Origin of the sequence: Dyadobacter sp. BHUBP1 (assembly GCF_050587785.1) — a bacterium.
Taxonomy (GTDB): domain Bacteria; phylum Bacteroidota; class Bacteroidia; order Cytophagales; family Spirosomataceae; genus Dyadobacter.
This window is the reverse complement of sequence record NZ_JBOBIH010000002.1, coordinates 960,437-977,519: the sequence shown is the minus strand read 5'-3', so window position 1 is coordinate 977,519 and position 17,083 is coordinate 960,437. Positions and strand designations below refer to the sequence as shown.

Annotated in this window: 13 protein-coding genes; 5 read left to right on the top strand and 8 right to left on the bottom strand. The window is 48.3% G+C overall.

Translation table 11 applies throughout. The features are described from left to right. Positions 1-6: 6 nt before the first annotated feature. A complete protein-coding gene (locus ACQ4MZ_RS10815) occupies positions 7-1,272 on the bottom strand; it encodes a nucleotide sugar dehydrogenase (protein ID WP_430844921.1) in 1,266 nt (421 codons plus the stop codon). A gap of 137 nt (positions 1,273-1,409) precedes the next feature. Here ACQ4MZ_RS10815 and ACQ4MZ_RS10810 point away from each other — a divergent pair, with 137 nt between their 5' ends. After that, positions 1,410-1,919: an ORF6N domain-containing protein gene (locus ACQ4MZ_RS10810; protein ID WP_430844919.1), complete on the top strand. Its 510-nt coding sequence runs from the start codon at positions 1,410-1,412 to the stop codon at positions 1,917-1,919. A gap of 25 nt (positions 1,920-1,944) precedes the next feature. Here ACQ4MZ_RS10810 and ACQ4MZ_RS10805 read toward each other — a convergent pair whose 3' ends face one another. Further along, positions 1,945-2,853, bottom strand: coding sequence for a class I SAM-dependent methyltransferase (locus tag ACQ4MZ_RS10805; RefSeq protein WP_430844917.1), 909 nt, complete (start codon positions 2,851-2,853; stop codon positions 1,945-1,947). A gap of 153 nt (positions 2,854-3,006) precedes the next feature. Between ACQ4MZ_RS10805 and ACQ4MZ_RS10800 the strand changes: the two genes are divergently transcribed. Further along, entirely contained in the window at positions 3,007-4,251 is a 1,245-nt protein-coding gene (locus ACQ4MZ_RS10800) for a glycosyltransferase family 4 protein (protein ID WP_430844915.1), read from the top strand. Next, the gene (locus ACQ4MZ_RS10795; RefSeq protein WP_430844914.1) at positions 4,244-5,020 is read left to right on the top strand and encodes a glycosyltransferase family 2 protein; all 777 of its coding nucleotides are present in this window, start codon (positions 4,244-4,246) and stop codon (positions 5,018-5,020) included. Before ACQ4MZ_RS10800 ends, ACQ4MZ_RS10795 begins: the two co-directional genes overlap by 8 nt. Before the next feature lie 8 nt (positions 5,021-5,028). Here the strand turns inward: ACQ4MZ_RS10795 and ACQ4MZ_RS10790 are convergent, their stop codons facing one another. The 5 genes from ACQ4MZ_RS10790 to ACQ4MZ_RS10770 all read right to left on the bottom strand — a co-directional run bounded on the left by ACQ4MZ_RS10790 (position 5,029) and on the right by ACQ4MZ_RS10770 (position 13,022). Beyond that, positions 5,029-6,333 carry a DUF4302 domain-containing protein gene (locus ACQ4MZ_RS10790; protein WP_430844913.1) on the bottom strand — a complete coding sequence of 435 codons (1,305 nt, stop codon included), beginning with the start codon at positions 6,331-6,333 and terminating at the stop codon, positions 5,029-5,031. Positions 6,334-6,339: 6 nt separating this feature from the next. Continuing rightward, entirely contained in the window at positions 6,340-7,272 is a 933-nt protein-coding gene (locus ACQ4MZ_RS10785; RefSeq protein ID WP_430844912.1) for a zinc-binding metallopeptidase, read from the bottom strand. A gap of 15 nt (positions 7,273-7,287) precedes the next feature. After that, the gene (locus ACQ4MZ_RS10780) at positions 7,288-8,760 is read right to left on the bottom strand and encodes a RagB/SusD family nutrient uptake outer membrane protein (protein ID WP_430844910.1); all 1,473 of its coding nucleotides are present in this window, start codon (positions 8,758-8,760) and stop codon (positions 7,288-7,290) included. A gap of 28 nt (positions 8,761-8,788) precedes the next feature. After that, positions 8,789-12,148 carry a SusC/RagA family TonB-linked outer membrane protein gene (locus tag ACQ4MZ_RS10775; protein ID WP_430844909.1) on the bottom strand — a complete coding sequence of 1,120 codons (3,360 nt, stop codon included), beginning with the start codon at positions 12,146-12,148 and terminating at the stop codon, positions 8,789-8,791. 286 nt (positions 12,149-12,434) lie between these two features. Next, positions 12,435-13,022 carry a precorrin-2 dehydrogenase/sirohydrochlorin ferrochelatase family protein gene (locus tag ACQ4MZ_RS10770; protein ID WP_430844907.1) on the bottom strand — a complete coding sequence of 196 codons (588 nt, stop codon included), beginning with the start codon at positions 13,020-13,022 and terminating at the stop codon, positions 12,435-12,437. A 108-nt stretch (positions 13,023-13,130) separates the two neighbouring features. On the opposite strand from ACQ4MZ_RS10770, the gene abc-f reads away from it, so the two are divergent. Then, positions 13,131-15,077, top strand: coding sequence for a ribosomal protection-like ABC-F family protein (abc-f, locus tag ACQ4MZ_RS10765; protein ID WP_430844905.1), 1,947 nt, complete (start codon positions 13,131-13,133; stop codon positions 15,075-15,077). Between the two features lie 38 nt (positions 15,078-15,115). Here abc-f and ACQ4MZ_RS10760 read toward each other — a convergent pair whose 3' ends face one another. Then, a complete protein-coding gene (locus tag ACQ4MZ_RS10760) occupies positions 15,116-15,694 on the bottom strand; it encodes a Uma2 family endonuclease (RefSeq protein WP_430844904.1) in 579 nt (192 codons plus the stop codon). 99 nt (positions 15,695-15,793) lie between these two features. Between ACQ4MZ_RS10760 and ACQ4MZ_RS10755 the strand changes: the two genes are divergently transcribed. Further along, positions 15,794-17,074, top strand: a complete 1,281-nt coding sequence (locus tag ACQ4MZ_RS10755; protein WP_430844902.1) for a DUF5103 domain-containing protein — start codon at positions 15,794-15,796, stop codon at positions 17,072-17,074. Positions 17,075-17,083 lie beyond the last annotated feature (9 nt).

Here is a 17,083-nt window from a genome sequence, read left to right as displayed (position 1 = left end):
CACCGGTCACAGTCTTGAATCGACCATATCTTGTGGTAATACTGATTTCAAATCGAATACGACCGAATCCGGGACGGTAAACTCGCCGAACTCCATTGTCTTGAACTCCTGATGCGCCACGGCCAGGACAACCGCCTCGTACGTGCCCGCGGGCTTGTCCAGCAATGCAATATTATACTCTTCCAGTACCTGCTCTCCCGACGCCCAGGGATCGTACACTTCCACCCGCATGCCGAAGTCGGTAAGCTCGCGGTAAACATCGATAACCCGCGTATTGCGGATGTCGGGGCAATTCTCCTTGAATGTAATACCAAGAATCAGCACACGGCTGCCTTCGATCTTATGCCCTTTGCGGATCATAAGCTTCACCAGCTTGTTAGCCACAAATACACCCATCATATCATTTACCCTACGGCCGGAAAGGATTACCTGTGGATAATATCCCAACGACTCTGCTTTGTAAGCCAGATAATACGGGTCGACGCCAATGCAGTGCCCGCCGACAAGCCCCGGTTTGTATTTCAGGAAATTCCACTTCGTAGCAGCGGCTTCAAGCACCTCCGTGGTATCGATATTCATCCGGTCGAAAATCAGCGCCAACTCATTTACAAACGAGATATTTACGTCCCGCTGCGCATTTTCAATTGCCTTCGAGGCCTCCGCTACTTTAATACTGGACGCCAGGTGCGTACCTGCATCAATCACCGACGCATACAGACTATCCACGAAACGAGCCGTTTCCGGCGTTGAGCCCGAAGTTACTTTTTTGATTTTTGTGAAAGTGTTAACCTTATCCCCCGGATTGATGCGTTCAGGCGAGTAGCCACAGAAAAAACCTTCATTGAATTTCAAGCCACTTTCCCGTTCCAGCACTGGCACGCAATCGTCTTCGGTACAGCCAGGATAAACTGTGGATTCATAGATTACCACATCGCCTTTTTTTAGCATTTGTCCAATCATTGCACTGGCTCTCAGCAGATGAGTGAGATTGGGCTTTTTGTAATGATCTACGGGCGTGGGGACAGTCACGATAAACACGTTGCACTCCTTCAATGCCTCATCATCCCACGAAAACGTCAGGTTAACAGCCTCACGCAGATCCTGACGGGATATTTCCTTGGTCGTGTCATAAGCATCTTTCAGCTCCTGAATGCGCCTTTTTTTGATATCGAAGCCGGTTACGGGATACTTTTTGCTAAAAGCGACGGCCAGCGGCAAACCGACATAACCAAGTCCGATAACGGCAATTCTCACATCTGATCCGAGTAACATGGAAGGTACTTTATTGAATGTTCGCCCATAAAACTAGGCATATTTCAGCCTACCAAAAAATTATCAACGAACGTGTGACCAAAGTGAAATGCGAGCGTATTTGAATAAAGTGGTCATAACTATTCTTGGTAATCTTTATGGAATTAATGGTTATTCAAAACAAAGTTCACACGCTTCGCGGATGCAAAATCATGTTGGACTTTGATCTCGCAGAATTGTATGAAATTGAAACAAAAGCTTTAAAACAAGCCGTTAGGAGAAACATCGAGCGGTTTCCTGACGATTTCATGTTCGAGCTAACACGGGAAGAGTACCTTTCTCTAAGGTCACAAATTGTGACCTTAGAGAAAGGTAAAGGGCGTCACGCGAAGTATCTGCCTTTCGCCTTTACCGAACAGGGAGTAGCCATGTTATCGAGCGTTTTGAACAGCTACAAAGCGATACAAGTGAACATCACGATCATGCGCGCATTTGTAAACATCCGGCAGCATTATATTGATTCAAAGGAACTTGGAGCTCGAATCGACAAGCTGGAAGATGAAATGCAAATAAAATTCAACGACATCCACCAGGCACTCAGCTACCTTTTAGAACCACCGCAGAAGGAAAGAAGGCAGGTCGGTTTCAGGCAGAAGTCAGCAAAATAAAATACGCACGATCACCGGTTCAATCTCAATGTGCGTACGGGTTCGGCGGGAAAATATGCACTTGAAAACCCTCCTTTTGCATAGCCTTCATAACTTGTTCGGAAGGCAGTTTCTTGAAGATAACAGCGCACAACACCTGCGAAGGCATTAGTGAAGCCTTTACAAGAAAGTTATGGAACGCAAGCTTTCGCTTGATCTTACGGAACGCCGGCGAAGAATCGTCCGCCTTTTCACGACCATAGGACGGATGATAGTAATTGTTGTTGATACCCTTAAAAGCGACCGCCGGTAAGCCAATCCCATTCGCAAGCTTATCCATTTCCCGCTCCGACAGCTTGAAAACGTAGTTCCCCACTGTTTCGAAAGAATACCTGTTTTTCCAATATTTTTGCAGCGCCTTGGTATCGAAGCGATCGAAAATATTTCTTAATGCCAACAAAAAGGGCATTTTCGAGATCGGATCATGCGGCTCGACCAGGATCACAGCCTCGCGTGCGACCCGCAGCATCTCGTATACGCCCAGGTACGGACGCGGGAAATGATGGTACGCCTCCTTGCAGAAAACATAGTCGAAGCTATTGTCGGCAAATGTCAGGTGCTCTACATTCTCTACCGCATATTTTTCAATGAATCCTCTTTCTTTCGATAACGGCAAAAATGTGCCTGCAATGTCGCTCGCGGTAGCATCCAATCCTTTTTTGAAAAAATGATTGGCATCAAAACCATAACCATCCCCGACCGTCAGCCACGACTTCTTTTCGCTCACAAACGGGTCCGTCAGGTCCAGCATGCGCTTGTGAATCCAATGGTTAATGGTATGATTCGCATTATCGTATTCCCACAATTCGATGACCTTGTTCTTCGCCTCCTGAGTTCCGAATTGCAACTCATACCATTCCGAATGCGCTTCGTGGCTTCGTTTTTCGCTTGACATTTTTACGGGTTACTGATTTGGCGATAAAGATAGTTTCATCGAATAAAAAAGTATTTAAAGGCAGAACTATTAATTTTACCCGAATGGAATGCCTCATGGAATACTGCCTGAAACAAACATCCGGCCAAAACACGAATTATCGATAGCGATCAAATGGTGCTTCAACTAAGTACTTTTCACTGGGAAGGAGGCGCCGGGGTCGCGGCGGCAAGGTTGCACCAGGCGTTACTTAATGCGGAGGTCGATTCGCGTTTGATGGTCTCGGAAATCTCCTGCCCCGGCCCGCAGACCACTGCCTGGGCGGATAGCCCCTGGAAATCCAAAAAGGCGTGGGCGAATTTCGTCATGGAAAGGCTAAGTTTCCTTCCCTATGAAAAAGACAAATCGGTCCGTTTTGCCTTTTCTCCCGCTGTGATCGGAGCCGATATTGCCGATCACCCGCTCGTCAGGCAAGCCAGCGTCATTCATTTGCATTGGATCAATTTTGGATTTCTTTCGCTCCAGTCGCTCGAAAAACTGTTTGCGCTTGGGAAACCGATCGTATGGACATTGCATGATATGTGGGCATTTACCGGCGGCTGTCATTATAACCGCGGCTGCGAGCGCTATCTTTCGCATTGTTGCTATTGCCCTTACCTCAAAAAGCCAGGCAGATACGATATTGCATTTGCCCAATTCGAGAAGAAATATGGTCTTTTTCAAGGAGTGCCTGTAACATTCGTTTCTCCCAGCCGGTGGCTGGATAGCCTCGTTCAAAATGCCGCTTTGACCAGTGGTATGCCCTCGCAGGCCATCCCGAATTGCATCGACACCGATTTTTTCAAACCCGGTAACCACAACGAAGCGCGAAAAGCATTCGGTCTACCCGCGGATAAGAAACTGCTCCTTTTCGCCGGAGCCAACACACAGGATCCACGCAAAGGGTTTACATACTTTCAGGAAGCAATACGCCACCCCAATCTCGCGGACACCGAAGTGATGATCCTTGGCAAAGGGAAGGCTGACGATTTCAGGGATATGCCGGTAAGGGCGCATTTTCTGGGCAAAATCTCAGACGCAAGTCAAATGGTACAAGCCTACAGTGCAGCCGACATGCTCATAGTCCCTTCGCTGGAAGACAACCTCCCGAACACGATTATGGAGGCCATGGCATGTGGAACACCGGTCGTAGGTTTCAACACCGGTGGCATTCCGGAAATGATAGATCATCTGGAAAATGGCTTCGTAGCCGCACCCAAATCTGCGCCTTCACTTTCGGAGGGTATCGAATGGGTGTTGAAACACAATGGCGATGGTCGCATTTCGGCGAATGCACGCAGGAAGGTTTTGGAGCATTATTCGGAGACAGTGGTCGCCAGGCAGTATTCCCAACTTTATGACTCCCTGCTTCATGGATAATAGCCCGCTGTTAACGATTATTACAGTTACTTTCCAGGCCGAAAAATTCCTCGCACGCACGCTCGACAGCGTGGAAAAAGCGCTATCCGCCGTGAAGAATTCGACGCAATTGGAATATTTGATTATAGACGGCGGTTCCCAAGATCGGACACTTGCTATTGCGGAGAAGTATCACTTCATCTCGAAAATCATCTCCGAGAAGGACAAAGGCCTCTATGACGCCATGAACAAGGGACTGCGGCTTGCCTCCGGGAAGTACGTCTGGTTCTTGAATGCGGGAGATGAGGCTTTTAATAGCCAGACTTTACAAAACCTTTTATCCTCTCTTGAAACCGGGGCTGACGTCTATTACAGCGACGCTATGATGGTCCGCGAAGACGGTACCGAAGTCGGCTTACGCAGCCATTTCACACCCCACACTTTGCCCACAAAACTTCACTGGAAGGATTTCGCATTGGGTATGAAAGTCTGCCACCAGGCATTCATCGCGAGAAAAGACATCGCGCCGTTTTACGAATATGCCAATCTCAGCGCAGACATCGACTGGGAAATAGAATGTCTGAAACGGGCAGAGACTGTACAATTTCTGCCGTTCACGCTCTGCCGGTACCTCTTGGGTGGCCTGTCGGTCAAAAACCATCGCCGATCGCTCACCGACCGGTACAAAGTGCTCAGAAAACACTTCGGTCTGATACCAACGCTGTTCAATCACGTGCGCATATTCTGGCGGGGATACTGGTTTGCACGGAAAAACGGCAAATACTGGTAAGGAACCCGCTATTCCCAGGTAATCCAAGACTTCGCGTCTTTCGCGCTTACCATATCGTAGGTTTCATCCGACGTCTGGATCAGGTAAAAACCGCTGGGATCGTAAAGCAACTTGGCTGATTCTGCCGCTGCCCCTCCCGCCGGAATCGTGCCATAGGTACCTGCCGGCGCAAATATTGCCCGGCCGTCAGCCGTAAATGTAGGCGGAGCCGGTGCATGTCCGTAATCGAGGAAAATGCTCGCGCCGTCATAAAAAATAGGCGCAAACAAGTCATTCCGGCTGCTGACGCCGGGTTGATAGATGTAAAACGCGAATATCGACTCATCCGATTTCAGGTCAGCGACCTTGAATGCGTCATCCACTCCGTTAACATGGAATCCCTTCCACGACCGCCAATCTCCGCCCGACTCGATGGGGGTCTGCCACCATCTTTTGGACGCCGCCAGATCCACCGATATAGGCTTGATCGCACTTACGACGGTGCCTGTTGCTCCCCCACCGGAGAAACCCAGCTGGGTCGTATTCGCATTCCAGGTAATATTCCCGAAACCTGTGATCGTCTGCGAGCCATTTACAAGAGGAGATACGAATGCAACGCCCGCGGGTGTGAGGTAGTAGTTCGTTGTGAAAGTCTTCGGCGTGCTTCCGTTCAGCCAGGTAAGTTTAATAGTCCTGGAATTTTGATTAACGGTGATTTCGTAGGTATTCGCTCCCAGTGTAACACGCTTGAAGTAGGGAATGTATTTACCAATGTTATTGAATAGCAACGCCTTAGCCAAGTCGCCATTCGCATAAGCTGTTGCCTGTGCCTGGGTAGCCTTAGTGAGTACCAGTCGGCTCTGGTTTTTGCGACCAACGAACGCCATACGGTCCGCTGTTAGAGAATCACCATAAATGCTGAATTCGAAATCGGATTTGAGGCCTTCTCCAAGTGTACCGCCGTTTACCTCGTCGTCGGGATCCGCCAGCACATGCAGGTAAGAGTAAGTATCAAAGATCAATGAAGGCGTTTGCATGGCTTTTAGCCGATAGCTGCTTTCCTTTGATTTGGCAGCCGAGGCATCCGAAAAGTCGGAGTACATCGTTACCCTGTTTTTATCGTCGAATTTGAAATAAAACCCGTAACTACCTCCTCCCCCCGGATAAATCACCGCATTCCAGCCATAAGGTGCTTCCACAAGTTGCTTTTCGTACGAGGCCAATGCCGCATTCAACCGCACGTCCGCCGATTCTTCAAAAACCGTATCGTCTTTGTTTTCGCAGGAGAAGAAAACGGTAGTCAGGAACAATAGGTATAAAAAAGATCTCTTCATCTGCCATTAAAAAAGTTTATTCATCGAAGTCCGCACTCTTTTTTGCAGACTGTAAAAATCAATTTTCCACGTATTCTTATAATAGGCTACAATAATAGCCTCTTTTTGCCGTAACGCGGCCTGCGCCTGCGCCTTTGTTACGCCGCTCGGACTTGTCCCTTCCGGTATGGAGTTTACAATCTTGTCGAAACCGGCCTTTCCTTCGGTGAGCATCATTGCGATCATCTCCACAAAATCCTCGTCAAAAGCCGAGGAGCTGTAAGCCGTAATAAAGCCATCGCGACGTGCATCGGCATCACTCCAGTTGATCCAGTTCCCACCTTGATAATATGCTTTTGAAATGTTCTTGTATTCAACGGGATAAAACACTGTCTGATGTAGAATATGGCCGAATTCGTGGTGAATCGTGTGCAGGAACCAGTCTTTTACAAAAGAAGAATCTCTTCCGGGATCATAGCCTGCCATTCCTTTAATCTTAAAAAGATTCACGCCGTACAAAATCACTTTCCGCCCCCCTTCTGCGGTTCCCAGCGTAATAGAACCCTCGGTATTATACTCGTTACTACCCGAGAGAATGAAAAATTTGGGCGAATATTTGTTATAAAAGACCTTTCCTGCTTCCTCCACGTAGGGATTTGTCCACGCTTTTTTGATGGTGCTAAGCAACGGGATCACTTGCGCTTCATCCGGCGGCACGAGGGTCTTCGTTAAATTCCCGAACTCGAACTGGTCCCACTTATATTTTGCGGAAATATTGTAAGGTACAACCAGACTGTCCTGAATCCACTTGTCAATCGGCCCCTCCGCCCAGACGTCGCCGCCCAATCCCGGAATATCGTCCACATTGCCCAGGCTTTCTTCCTTGCAGGACATCATGGTCGTGCCCGCCAGCAGGGCAGCAATAATGCAGTGGGTAAAACTTCTGAATATCATTTTCATGGTTGAATGGCTTTCTTACCTGGGATTCTGTGCTATGCCTGAAAGTGCTGCTGTCTGCGGAATCTGCAATACCCTGCGGTTGTCCCCCGCAGGAACCGAAATAACCGATCCACTGCGGGTTTCATGTGTCACCGTCGTATTATAACGCTGGAGATCAAACCAGCGCATTCCTTCCTGTACGAACTCGACGCGCTTGAATGCCAACACGGTTTCTATAATGTTGTTCCTTAGATTACCTGTCCGGAAATAGCTCTGCATACTGGCCGCAGTAACCTTATGTTGTGACGCGTCGTAGTTATCGACCCGTTTGCTGATGTAAGTATTCAGATCGGTAATGCAGGCGGCTGTATTATTGAGATAAGCATTGGCTTCAATCCTGTTGAAGAGCACCTCTTCCACAGTAAAAGCGGGCAACATCACATAGGGAAGTCCGATCTCGGCATTAACCGACTCGCGCACGAAATACTCCGTCAGCTTGGGAATAAAGTAATTGTTATCGCCCCGATAGTAAAGTGGATACGCCCATCCGGCTCCCCCTGTGATAATCCGTTCACTGTCCGAAATCTCCTGCCATTTCGGATAGGTCATGCCATACCTGTAATTGGCCACATACCGTCCGTACGTCGATGACGTTTCGATGAGCAGCAAATTGGCATTCTGGTTTGCACGGGAATAGAGCCTGAACAACTCTTCCGGCGACAGGCTGGAATAAGTAGTGTTCCATGGACGGAGATTTTCGGCAAAATTGTTGCCCGGAAATGCGGCATTTGTGTATTGCAAAACCTTCTGATAGTCTTTTTTAACCAGATAAAAACGACTCGCAAATGCATTCGCAGCGGCGATATTGAAATGGTATTTAGGCACGGTGTACGAACCGTCACTAATCAGCGGAAGCCCTTCCAGCAAGTCCTTTTCAATCATCTGGTACACGCCGGCTACCGTTCCCCGCTCATACTGCTTGATCACAACATCCTCAGGTACCGTTACATAAGGAACACCCGGGCTATCGTTGGCTTGCTGCGGGTCAAAAAACCTGCAATAGTAATTTACCAGCATAAAATGCGCATATGCCCGGGCCAGCAGCGCCTCCCCTTTCTGTGCGTTGTATTTTTCGGGGTCTGCAACTTTACTGATAATGTCCAGCGCTTCATTCGCTACCGAAATCGCCCGGTAACATTCCGCCCAGTACTGATCAGGCGAATCCTGTTCATCTACGGTTGCTTCCACGACTTCGAAAAGGAAAGAAGCACGGTTTGTTTTATCGTCCTGACCGGCTCCCTTATCGGCCACATTATCACTCATTCCTTCCGAGAATACAATGTAGCCAGCCTGCGGATAAGCGGTCGTAAGCAACTGGGACACCTGTTTGGGGGTATTGATAATCGCCCGGGTGCTGTCCGGTTCCTTCGAAAGAAAGTCCTCACAACCGGCCAGCGCCAGAAGTGGGAGGATCAGCACGATTGTCTTTATTTTTTTGATGGTAGTCATATTCTTCCTAATAGATCATCCTCAAACCTTACAATGTCAGTTTCAACGCAACGGTAAATTGCTTTTGAATCGGCTGCGCCACTCCACCCGAGTTAAAAAACTCAGGATCCTGACCTTTCAGTCTTTTATCCGAATAAATCAGCCACGGGTTGATCGACGATAGCTGTATGCTCGCCGCCTTAAATCCATAGCGGGAAATCACCTGCAACGGTAACTTATAGGCCAGCGATACCGACTTCAACCGCACAAAATCCCCCTTCGCAACACGTTCAGTTGAATAGTTATAGATGTTGTACGGATAAGTGCCCTGGAGATACAGCAATTCCAGCTGATCCGAAATCGAAGGTTTTGCAGGATACCTTTCATCACCGGGAATCACCCATCGGTCGTAAAATTCTTTTGGCATCGCATCCAGATCACTGAATGCACCCCTGAACAAGGGATTAAGCCTGATTTTATTACCCGCCTGATAAGTAAAGAACACGTTTAGTGTTAGCCCCTTATAAGTCAATGTATTGTTGAAGCCACCTGTAAATGGCGGATCAACCGGCCCTTCATATTTGAGGTACTGGACATTCTGATCCTGCAAATACACATCAGAACTTACTTCGCCTTTTTCGTTGATAAAGACGGGGACACCGGTTTTGGGGTTCAATGCATTATAATCGATCGAGTAAAGGCTGCGCACCGGCTTGCCCTGCACATTGGCACCTTCGGCTTTCACGAGGTCGAATATACCAGGGCTGTTGTCCACATTCGTAATAAGCGTGTGCGAGTAGCCGAATGTAATACGGGAACGGAAATCCCAGTCGCGGGTTTTGAGCAATACGCCATCCACAGAAAAATCGGCACCATAAGATTCCATATCTGCGTAGTTGGCAACCTTATAGATTTGCCCACCAATTCCGGAGGTCTTGATCTGGTCGATCAGGTCAAAGCTATTTCGGATATAGCCGTCCAATGTAAAATTGATGCGGTTAGCAAATAATCCTACATCCAATCCGACATTCCCGCTGTACAACTTCTCCCACGTAAGCTCCTTGTTTTGCAGCGCAGCTAGCTGGATCGCCGATTCTTTCTCATCCGCATATGGCCTGCGAGTGATGATGCTTTGCAGCAACACCGCGGCATTGGTCGCCGGACCCGTATCTGCCGAAAGCCCGTAGCTCAACCGCAGTCGCCCCATGCTCAGCCAGCTCAGGTTTTTGAAAAAATTCTCGCGGTCGAAGTTCCAGGAACCGGCAATGGTGTACGTAGGCAACCACCGTGCAATCGCTGACTTCCCGAAGCGGTTCGAACCATCGTAACGAACATAACCTGTCACGTTATACTTTCCATCCAGCGTGTAACCAAGGCTTCCATAGAATGCCGCGAAACGCTCATAATCCATTTGCATTCCGTAGTATTGGAAGTTGGTTTCAATCGTTTGTTTCAAAATGCGGTAGTCGACAAACGGCGTCCCCCCCTGATCGTATTGGAACCCGTAACCGGTGTTATTGGAATTCTGTCGATTGGTAAATTTTACTTCCTGCCCAATCAATGCATTGACTTCGTGCCTTTCCCCGAATTTCTGGTTATAGCGAAGGTTGTTCCTGACGTTGTAAAAAAGCATCTGGTCTTCATTGCGGTTATAGAAACCGCCACTCGGCAGAACCACCACCGGATTCGCATTCGGGTCATCCGGGTCAACATAGAGATACTTATTAGCCGCCGCGATGGTGGCGTTGTCGGCCGCCCGGTAAGCGTTTGCCATGTTGCTGTGCTCGGTGATAATGTGCTCACGGCCCGTCTGAATATACCGCAAAGCACCCAGGAAATCGTAGCTCAGGTTATCCGTGATCTTATAGGACAGATTACCTTGTAATTTAATGTCCGCCAATGTCAGGTTAAGCCTGTTATTGGCAAGCTCGGATATGATATTGAACGGAGCGAAATTTCTTCTGAAGAATTCAAGATTGCCGTTCTGGTCGTAAGCAGTGAGCGTCCGGCTGGTATTCAATGCATAACTGAATGGATTGATATCGAAATCGCGGTCAAACTTACCTTCTACCGGGTTGCTTCTTCTACTTAATGAGCCAGGTGCCTGTTGCCGCCGAACCGACGCCAGCGTTGTCAAACCAATACTCAGGCGGTCAGAAAGCTGGTAATTATTATTGAAATTGAGTGTATACCTTTTTACCTTATCTGCGATCGTCCAGCCATTGTCGTCCAGGTAACTGACCGACGCGTACGAATTGGATTTCTCCGTCCCGAACGAAACACTCAGGGAATGTTCATGGATAAAATTCTGCTTGAAAAGGACATCAAACCAGTCTGTATTGGCATTCGCATAGCCTAACAAAAATTGGCGCCTCTTTTCCGGGTTATTCATCAGATCAAAGTTCCCCTGGTCATTGCCCACCTGAATCAAATTGTACATTTTTCCATAAACGCCGTAGTCCGGTTTGGAAAGGATACCCGTGCCCAAATAACCGTCCCGCTCCAAATTCCCCAACACCGACATTTGCTGTGCCGAGTTCATGATATTGAAATTGCGGTAAGAAGGCACGAGTTGCGTACTAAAATTGCCCGAATAAGTGATCACTGGCTTACCGCTCTTACCCTTTTTCGTCGTGATTACAATCACCCCGTTCATTGCACGCGCGCCGTACAATGCCGCTGCGGCGGCATCTTTCAATATGTCGAAAGTCTCGATGTCGTTCGGGTTAAGGCCTGCCACGGCAGAACCAAGCAATGTTGTAGGGTCTCCGCTGGAAAGCTGGTCGTTGGAGATATTTACAATGTCTTCCTGCACAACGCCGTCGATCACCCAAAGCGGCTTATTGGCGCCATTCAGCGAGGTAGCGCCGCGAATACGGATCTTGGGAGCAGCTCCGAAAGTACCGGACACGTTCTGAATCGAAACCCCCGCCGCGCGGCCTTCCAGCATCTTGCTAACGTCGGGCAAACCATCGATTTTCACATCGTCGGTTTTAAGCGTTACCGCCGAACCTGTGAATTTATCTTTATTGATTTGTTGAAACCCGGTTACAACCACGTCCTGCAAGCCTACGGCGTCCTCTACAAGTTCAATAGTCAGGCTTCGGGCTGCTTTCACCTCTTTGGGCAGGAAGCCGATCATGGTAACCACAAGCGTGGCGTTGTCAGAAACGCCTTGCAACAGGAATTCGCCCTTTTCATTGGTTACGGTTCCTTTCTGCAAACCCTTCACGCGCACAGTCGACCCGATCAGCGGTTCGCCGGTGCTGCTTTTTACGACACCTTTCACGTCGATATCGGCGGTAAATGCAAACGAAGAAAACGGAGAAGCGAAAACGGACAGAAAGAAGATACCCAGGAGCAACGCAATAAGCCGACTCAGGCCACTGATCCGATAGAAAAGATTCATATAAATAAGTATAAGTCTAACCCCAAATAACTGTCCGTCCGCCCGAAGCGGGTTTAAAAATTAATAGATTCAATAATACGGATTATCGCACGAAAAGCGAAAACATTCCACCACCGGCGGTGACAAAAATTAAAGCAATGCTATTTGCGCAAAAGCAAAAGAATATACTCAATACGCACAAAATCCCGATACCGTTGAAGCCCGCAGTGTTATTTTGACAAATTATCTCTCTAAAAACACTGCAAAATCGCATATTATTGCCCGGGAAACACGATTTAAGCGCTTTTTACCGGATATATTTCTTCTTTTCCGTCAAAACCGAAGTAATCCGATTCAGTTCGTCGACCTTCGAGGCAAAATCGCCTTTCAGCATATCGCGGACCGCTTTGAGCTGCTCCATAGCCGTTTCGAGGTTGTCCGGCAGCGCTTCGCCAAGAACTTCTTTTAGCCGTTTGGCAAATGTGGGCGACATTCCGTTTGTAGAAATGGCCACTTTGAGGTTGCCTTTTCTGACGACCGAAGAGAGGTAGAAATCGCAAATGTCAGGCGTATCGGCTACGTTCGCGAGTATATGCCGGGCGCGGGCCGTTTCCCAGATCCTCTTGTTCTCGGACTTGTCGTTTGTGGCCACGATCACCAGGTCTTTTTCCAGCAGGTCGTCATCCTCAAACTTCCGCACAATTAGATTTATTCGGGAATTCGCTGCGGCAATCTCCCTTATTTCCTCACGGATTTCGGGGGCAACGAGCGTCACGCGAGCGAGCGGAGCGTTATCAAGGACCGCAGTAATTTTTTCCAAACCTACGTAGCCTCCGCCCACAATGAGCGTGTGCAGGTTTTCGAGTTTAAGAAATATCGGGAATAGATTGTTCATTGACCAAATTTACATAAATAACCTATTCATAATGACATCGCAAATGCCTTTATAACTATTCCAACATCGTGCTTTTTCTATCTGCTTCTTTCCCCGTACCTTTGCACTATGATCGCGATTACGAACCTCAGCTATTTTCTGGGCGACCGTGCATTGTACGACGGCGCCTCACTACATATAAAGCCAAAACAAAAGATCGGGCTTATCGGACTGAACGGTACCGGCAAGTCTACCCTCCTGCGCATGATCAACGGAGAATTCCAGCCCGACGGCGGCTCGATCTCCAAAGCCGGCGATTGTACGATCGGCTTTCTCAACCAGGATTTGCTTTCGTACCAAACCGAGGATTCGATCCTTTCGGTAGCGATGCAGGCATTTGAAAGACAAAATGTGCTCCAAGTGCAGATGGATAAAATCCTGCATGATATGGAGCATAATTATAGCGACGACCTCGTGGACAAACTTGCCCGCGTGCAGGAAGAATTCGAGGCATTGGACGGGTATTCGGTACAATCCAAGGCAGAAGCGATCCTGGAAGGCCTCGGCTTTTCGACCGCCGACCTGAACCTGCCATTGCGCCAGTTCTCGGGAGGCTGGCGTATGCGCGTCATGCTTGCGAAGCTGCTTTTGCAAAAGCCGTCGCTCCTCATGCTGGATGAGCCGACCAACCACCTGGACCTTCCGTCCATTCAATGGGTGGAAAAATACACGCAGAATTATGAAGGCGCCGTGATCGTCGTTTCCCACGACCGCCAGTTCCTCGACAATACGATTGATACGACTGTGGAAGTTTCAGGCGGGAAACTCAATTATTACGCCGGAAACTACTCCTATTACCTGGAAGAAAAAGCACTTCGCAACGATATTCAGCGCGGTGCCTACGAAAACCAGCAGGCCAAAATCCGCCAGACCGAGCGTTTTATCGAACGTTTTAAAGCCAAAGCTACCAAATCGCGCCAGGTACAAAGCCGCGTGAAAGCTTTGGACAGAATGGAAATCGTGGACGAGGTAATGGACGAGAATGCCAAAGTGCATTTCCGCTTCCAGTTTACAACCCAACCAGGCCGCCACGTCTTTCAACTGGAAGATGCTTCCAAGGCTTACGGCGACAAAGTGATCCTCGACGCGACCAACATCAGCATGGAGCGCGGCGACAAGATCGCGCTCATCGGTGCAAACGGCCGTGGGAAATCTACGGTCCTCCGCATTGTGGCCGGTACGGAGCCTATCGAAGGTAAGAGAAGGCTTGGACACAACGTATCGTTTACATTTTACGCACAGCACCAGCTCGAATCCCTCAATGTGGCACACAACCTCATTGAGGAATTGAAATATGCCAACCCTACGAAGACAGAAACCGAACTGCGGACCGTTTTGGGATGCTTCCTTTTTACAGGGGACGATGTTTTCAAGAAGATCAAGGTGCTTTCCGGGGGGGAGAAATCGCGGGTTGCGTTGGCAAAGGTGTTGCTTTCACAGGCGAACTTCCTGCTGCTGGATGAGCCTACTAACCACCTGGATATGCAATCAGTCAATATCCTGATCCAGGCATTACAGCAATATGAAGGCAGCTACATTGTCGTTTCGCACGACCGTTATTTCGTAGAAAATATTGCGAACAAGATCTGGTACATCGAAGACCATCAGATTAAGGAATATCCTGGTACTTACGAAGAGTATGAGATTTGGGTGGAAGAGCGTGGATTACAATCAGCGGTGAGCGAAAAAGTGCAGGTAAGCAGCGCGCCACCGCAGAAGAGCCAGCCTGCCGCTGCCAGCCAGAATAAAAACAATGGCAAACCTCAATCCAACGAGGATGCTCAGAAGCTGAAAAAGGCGAGAAAGAAGATCGAGGAACTGGAAGATACCATTAACAATCTCGAAGTAAGAAAAGCGGAAACCGAAGGCAAATTATCCGATCCCAAAATTTACAATGATTCTGTTGCATTAGCTGAAATGAACCGCTTTTATGCCGATATCAAGCAAAAGCTGGAACAGAGCACGGAAGATTGGGAAAATCTGATGCTGGAAGTGGAAGAGCTTTCCGGGAAATAGAACGAATGTGAAAGGGAGCTTAGTGGCTCCCTTTTTTGCTATAAAATTCCGATTGTTTGTTCGTAGATGTCCGACATCTTTATAGTCAGCCCGATGTGACCGATTTCGACACTGCCTTTAATGTCGTAGGCTTCAGACGATACAAACCAGACACCGTCACTACCTTTGCGATGCACCACCGCTCCCACTTCCTGAGAATCGATCAGGATATACTCGACCAGGGATTCCATACTACGGTAAAAGTAAAACTTCTTCCCCTGGTCATAACTTGCGGTGCTGGGCGACAACACCTCGATAATGACCGAGGGATTGAGCAATGTGTCCATATGCTCGTCCAACAAAATTGGCTTTCCGCAGACGATCAACAAATCCGGGTAAGTATATAAAGTATTTTCTGGAATATGCACACGCATATCACTCGACAAGCTGTTACATGATTTCCCTTTCAAAAAAAGCCCTATCGCGACGGAAAGATTCTCCTTAATGCGGTTATGATTAAACTTCGCTCCCGACATCGCAAATATCTCCCCGCGATAGTACTCGCTCTTGTACTCCGCGGCGCGTTCCAGTTCGAGATATTCTTCCTGTGTGTACATTTTGATCGCTACTGCAGTCATGGTTTCTAATCAAAAATAGTTAATAATGTTCAAATCACCTTTTCCAAACTATATGTACCTTACCGTAAAAAGAATCGTTACTCATTTAAAAATCCCGAGATGCGTTTAGTACTGCTGATAGCTTTTTCCCTCTTTTGCACACACACGTATGCGCAGCCTCAAGGGCTTCGCCTGGAAGACTTTATTTACCAGGATAAGATCAAAACTGTGCTGCTGTACCCGGCCCTCGACGACCCGGAAAACCCTACCCGCCTGCTCACACCGCCCATTACGCCACTGAACAACCCAGCCCCGCTGGTACTCGAATTCGACGATATGACCGGCCAGCCGGAAGGTTATCGCGCGAAAATCATTCATTGCAATGCGGACTGGACCAAATCCAATCTGAACGATATCGAATTCACCTACGAGTTCAATGAATACCCGGTAAATACCTACGACCAGTCGTTCAGTACGAAGGTACCTTACACGCATTACCGCTTCGAATTGCCCAAATTGAAGCTCCCCGGCAATTATGTAATCTATGTGTTTTCCGACCGTGACAGAAAACTAATGTTCAGCCGGCGGTTTATGCATTATCAGCCGCGCGTGAATGTTACCGCGAAGGCGCGTTTCTCTCAGGGAATCGAGCAGCAATTCTCGGATCAGCAGATTGACTTTTCGGTGGATTACAAAGGTTACCAGCTCAATGCCCCGCAAACGGACCTGAAAGTGGTGATCCGGAAGAACTTCCGGTGGGACCAAGCAAAGACTAACTATAAACCGACCAACGTACGACCGTTTGACCAGCTATTGGAGTACACCTTTTTTGACCTCGAAAACACTTTTCAGGGAGGAAATGAATTCCGGTACTTCGATAGCCGCTCGCTTACCGGTCGTGGCTATGGCGTGAATGAAATAGAACGGACGGATGAGTTTACGAAGCTGTTCCTCTTCCCCGATAAGCCCCGTGCTCACGTACCTTATATACAAATCGACGATTTCAATGGCCAATACATTGTAGATCAGAGAGAGTCAGGACGCGGAAGTGTGGAAGCTGATTACACGCCGGTGGTGTTTACCTTAAAAACAGAGGAAGATCCTGGCGCGACATTTTATGTAAATGGTGCTTTCAACCTCTGGCAGCTGACCGATCGCAACAAAATGACATATGATGCCACAGCCCAGGCATATCAGGTGGAAATGATGGTAAAACAGGGGGTGATCAACTATGATTACACCATGGTTAAAGGCAATCAGAAGCCCGACGAATCTTATATTGAAGGAAATTTCGCAGCTACCGAGAATGATTATGACATATTGATTTATCACCGTCCGCCTGCCAGCCGTGCCGACCTGCTCGTCGGCTACCGCACCGTAGAATGGAACCGGCGGCGTTAACTGCTTAAC

Excerpts from the sequence above, each read along its gene's own strand:
- ACQ4MZ_RS10770 (WP_430844907.1), bottom strand. The coding sequence starts at position 13,022 with ATGAACAATCTATTCCCGATATTTCTTAAACTCGAAAACCTGCACACG.
- ACQ4MZ_RS10775 (WP_430844909.1), bottom strand. The coding sequence starts at position 12,148 with ATGAATCTTTTCTATCGGATCAGTGGCCTGAGTCGGCTTATTGCGTTG.
- ACQ4MZ_RS10795 (WP_430844914.1), top strand. The coding sequence starts at position 4,244 with ATGGATAATAGCCCGCTGTTAACGATTATTACAGTTACTTTCCAGGCC.
- ACQ4MZ_RS10790 (WP_430844913.1), bottom strand. The coding sequence starts at position 6,333 with ATGAAGAGATCTTTTTTATACCTATTGTTCCTGACTACCGTTTTCTTC.
- ACQ4MZ_RS10755 (WP_430844902.1), top strand. The coding sequence starts at position 15,794 with ATGCGTTTAGTACTGCTGATAGCTTTTTCCCTCTTTTGCACACACACG.
- abc-f (WP_430844905.1), top strand. The coding sequence starts at position 13,131 with ATGATCGCGATTACGAACCTCAGCTATTTTCTGGGCGACCGTGCATTG.
- ACQ4MZ_RS10760 (WP_430844904.1), bottom strand. The coding sequence starts at position 15,694 with ATGACTGCAGTAGCGATCAAAATGTACACACAGGAAGAATATCTCGAA.
- ACQ4MZ_RS10810 (WP_430844919.1), top strand. The coding sequence starts at position 1,410 with ATGGAATTAATGGTTATTCAAAACAAAGTTCACACGCTTCGCGGATGC.
- ACQ4MZ_RS10800 (WP_430844915.1), top strand. The coding sequence starts at position 3,007 with ATGGTGCTTCAACTAAGTACTTTTCACTGGGAAGGAGGCGCCGGGGTC.
- ACQ4MZ_RS10805 (WP_430844917.1), bottom strand. The coding sequence starts at position 2,853 with ATGTCAAGCGAAAAACGAAGCCACGAAGCGCATTCGGAATGGTATGAG.
- ACQ4MZ_RS10815 (WP_430844921.1), bottom strand. The coding sequence starts at position 1,272 with ATGTTACTCGGATCAGATGTGAGAATTGCCGTTATCGGACTTGGTTAT.
- ACQ4MZ_RS10780 (WP_430844910.1), bottom strand. The coding sequence starts at position 8,760 with ATGACTACCATCAAAAAAATAAAGACAATCGTGCTGATCCTCCCACTT.
- ACQ4MZ_RS10785 (WP_430844912.1), bottom strand. The coding sequence starts at position 7,272 with ATGAAAATGATATTCAGAAGTTTTACCCACTGCATTATTGCTGCCCTG.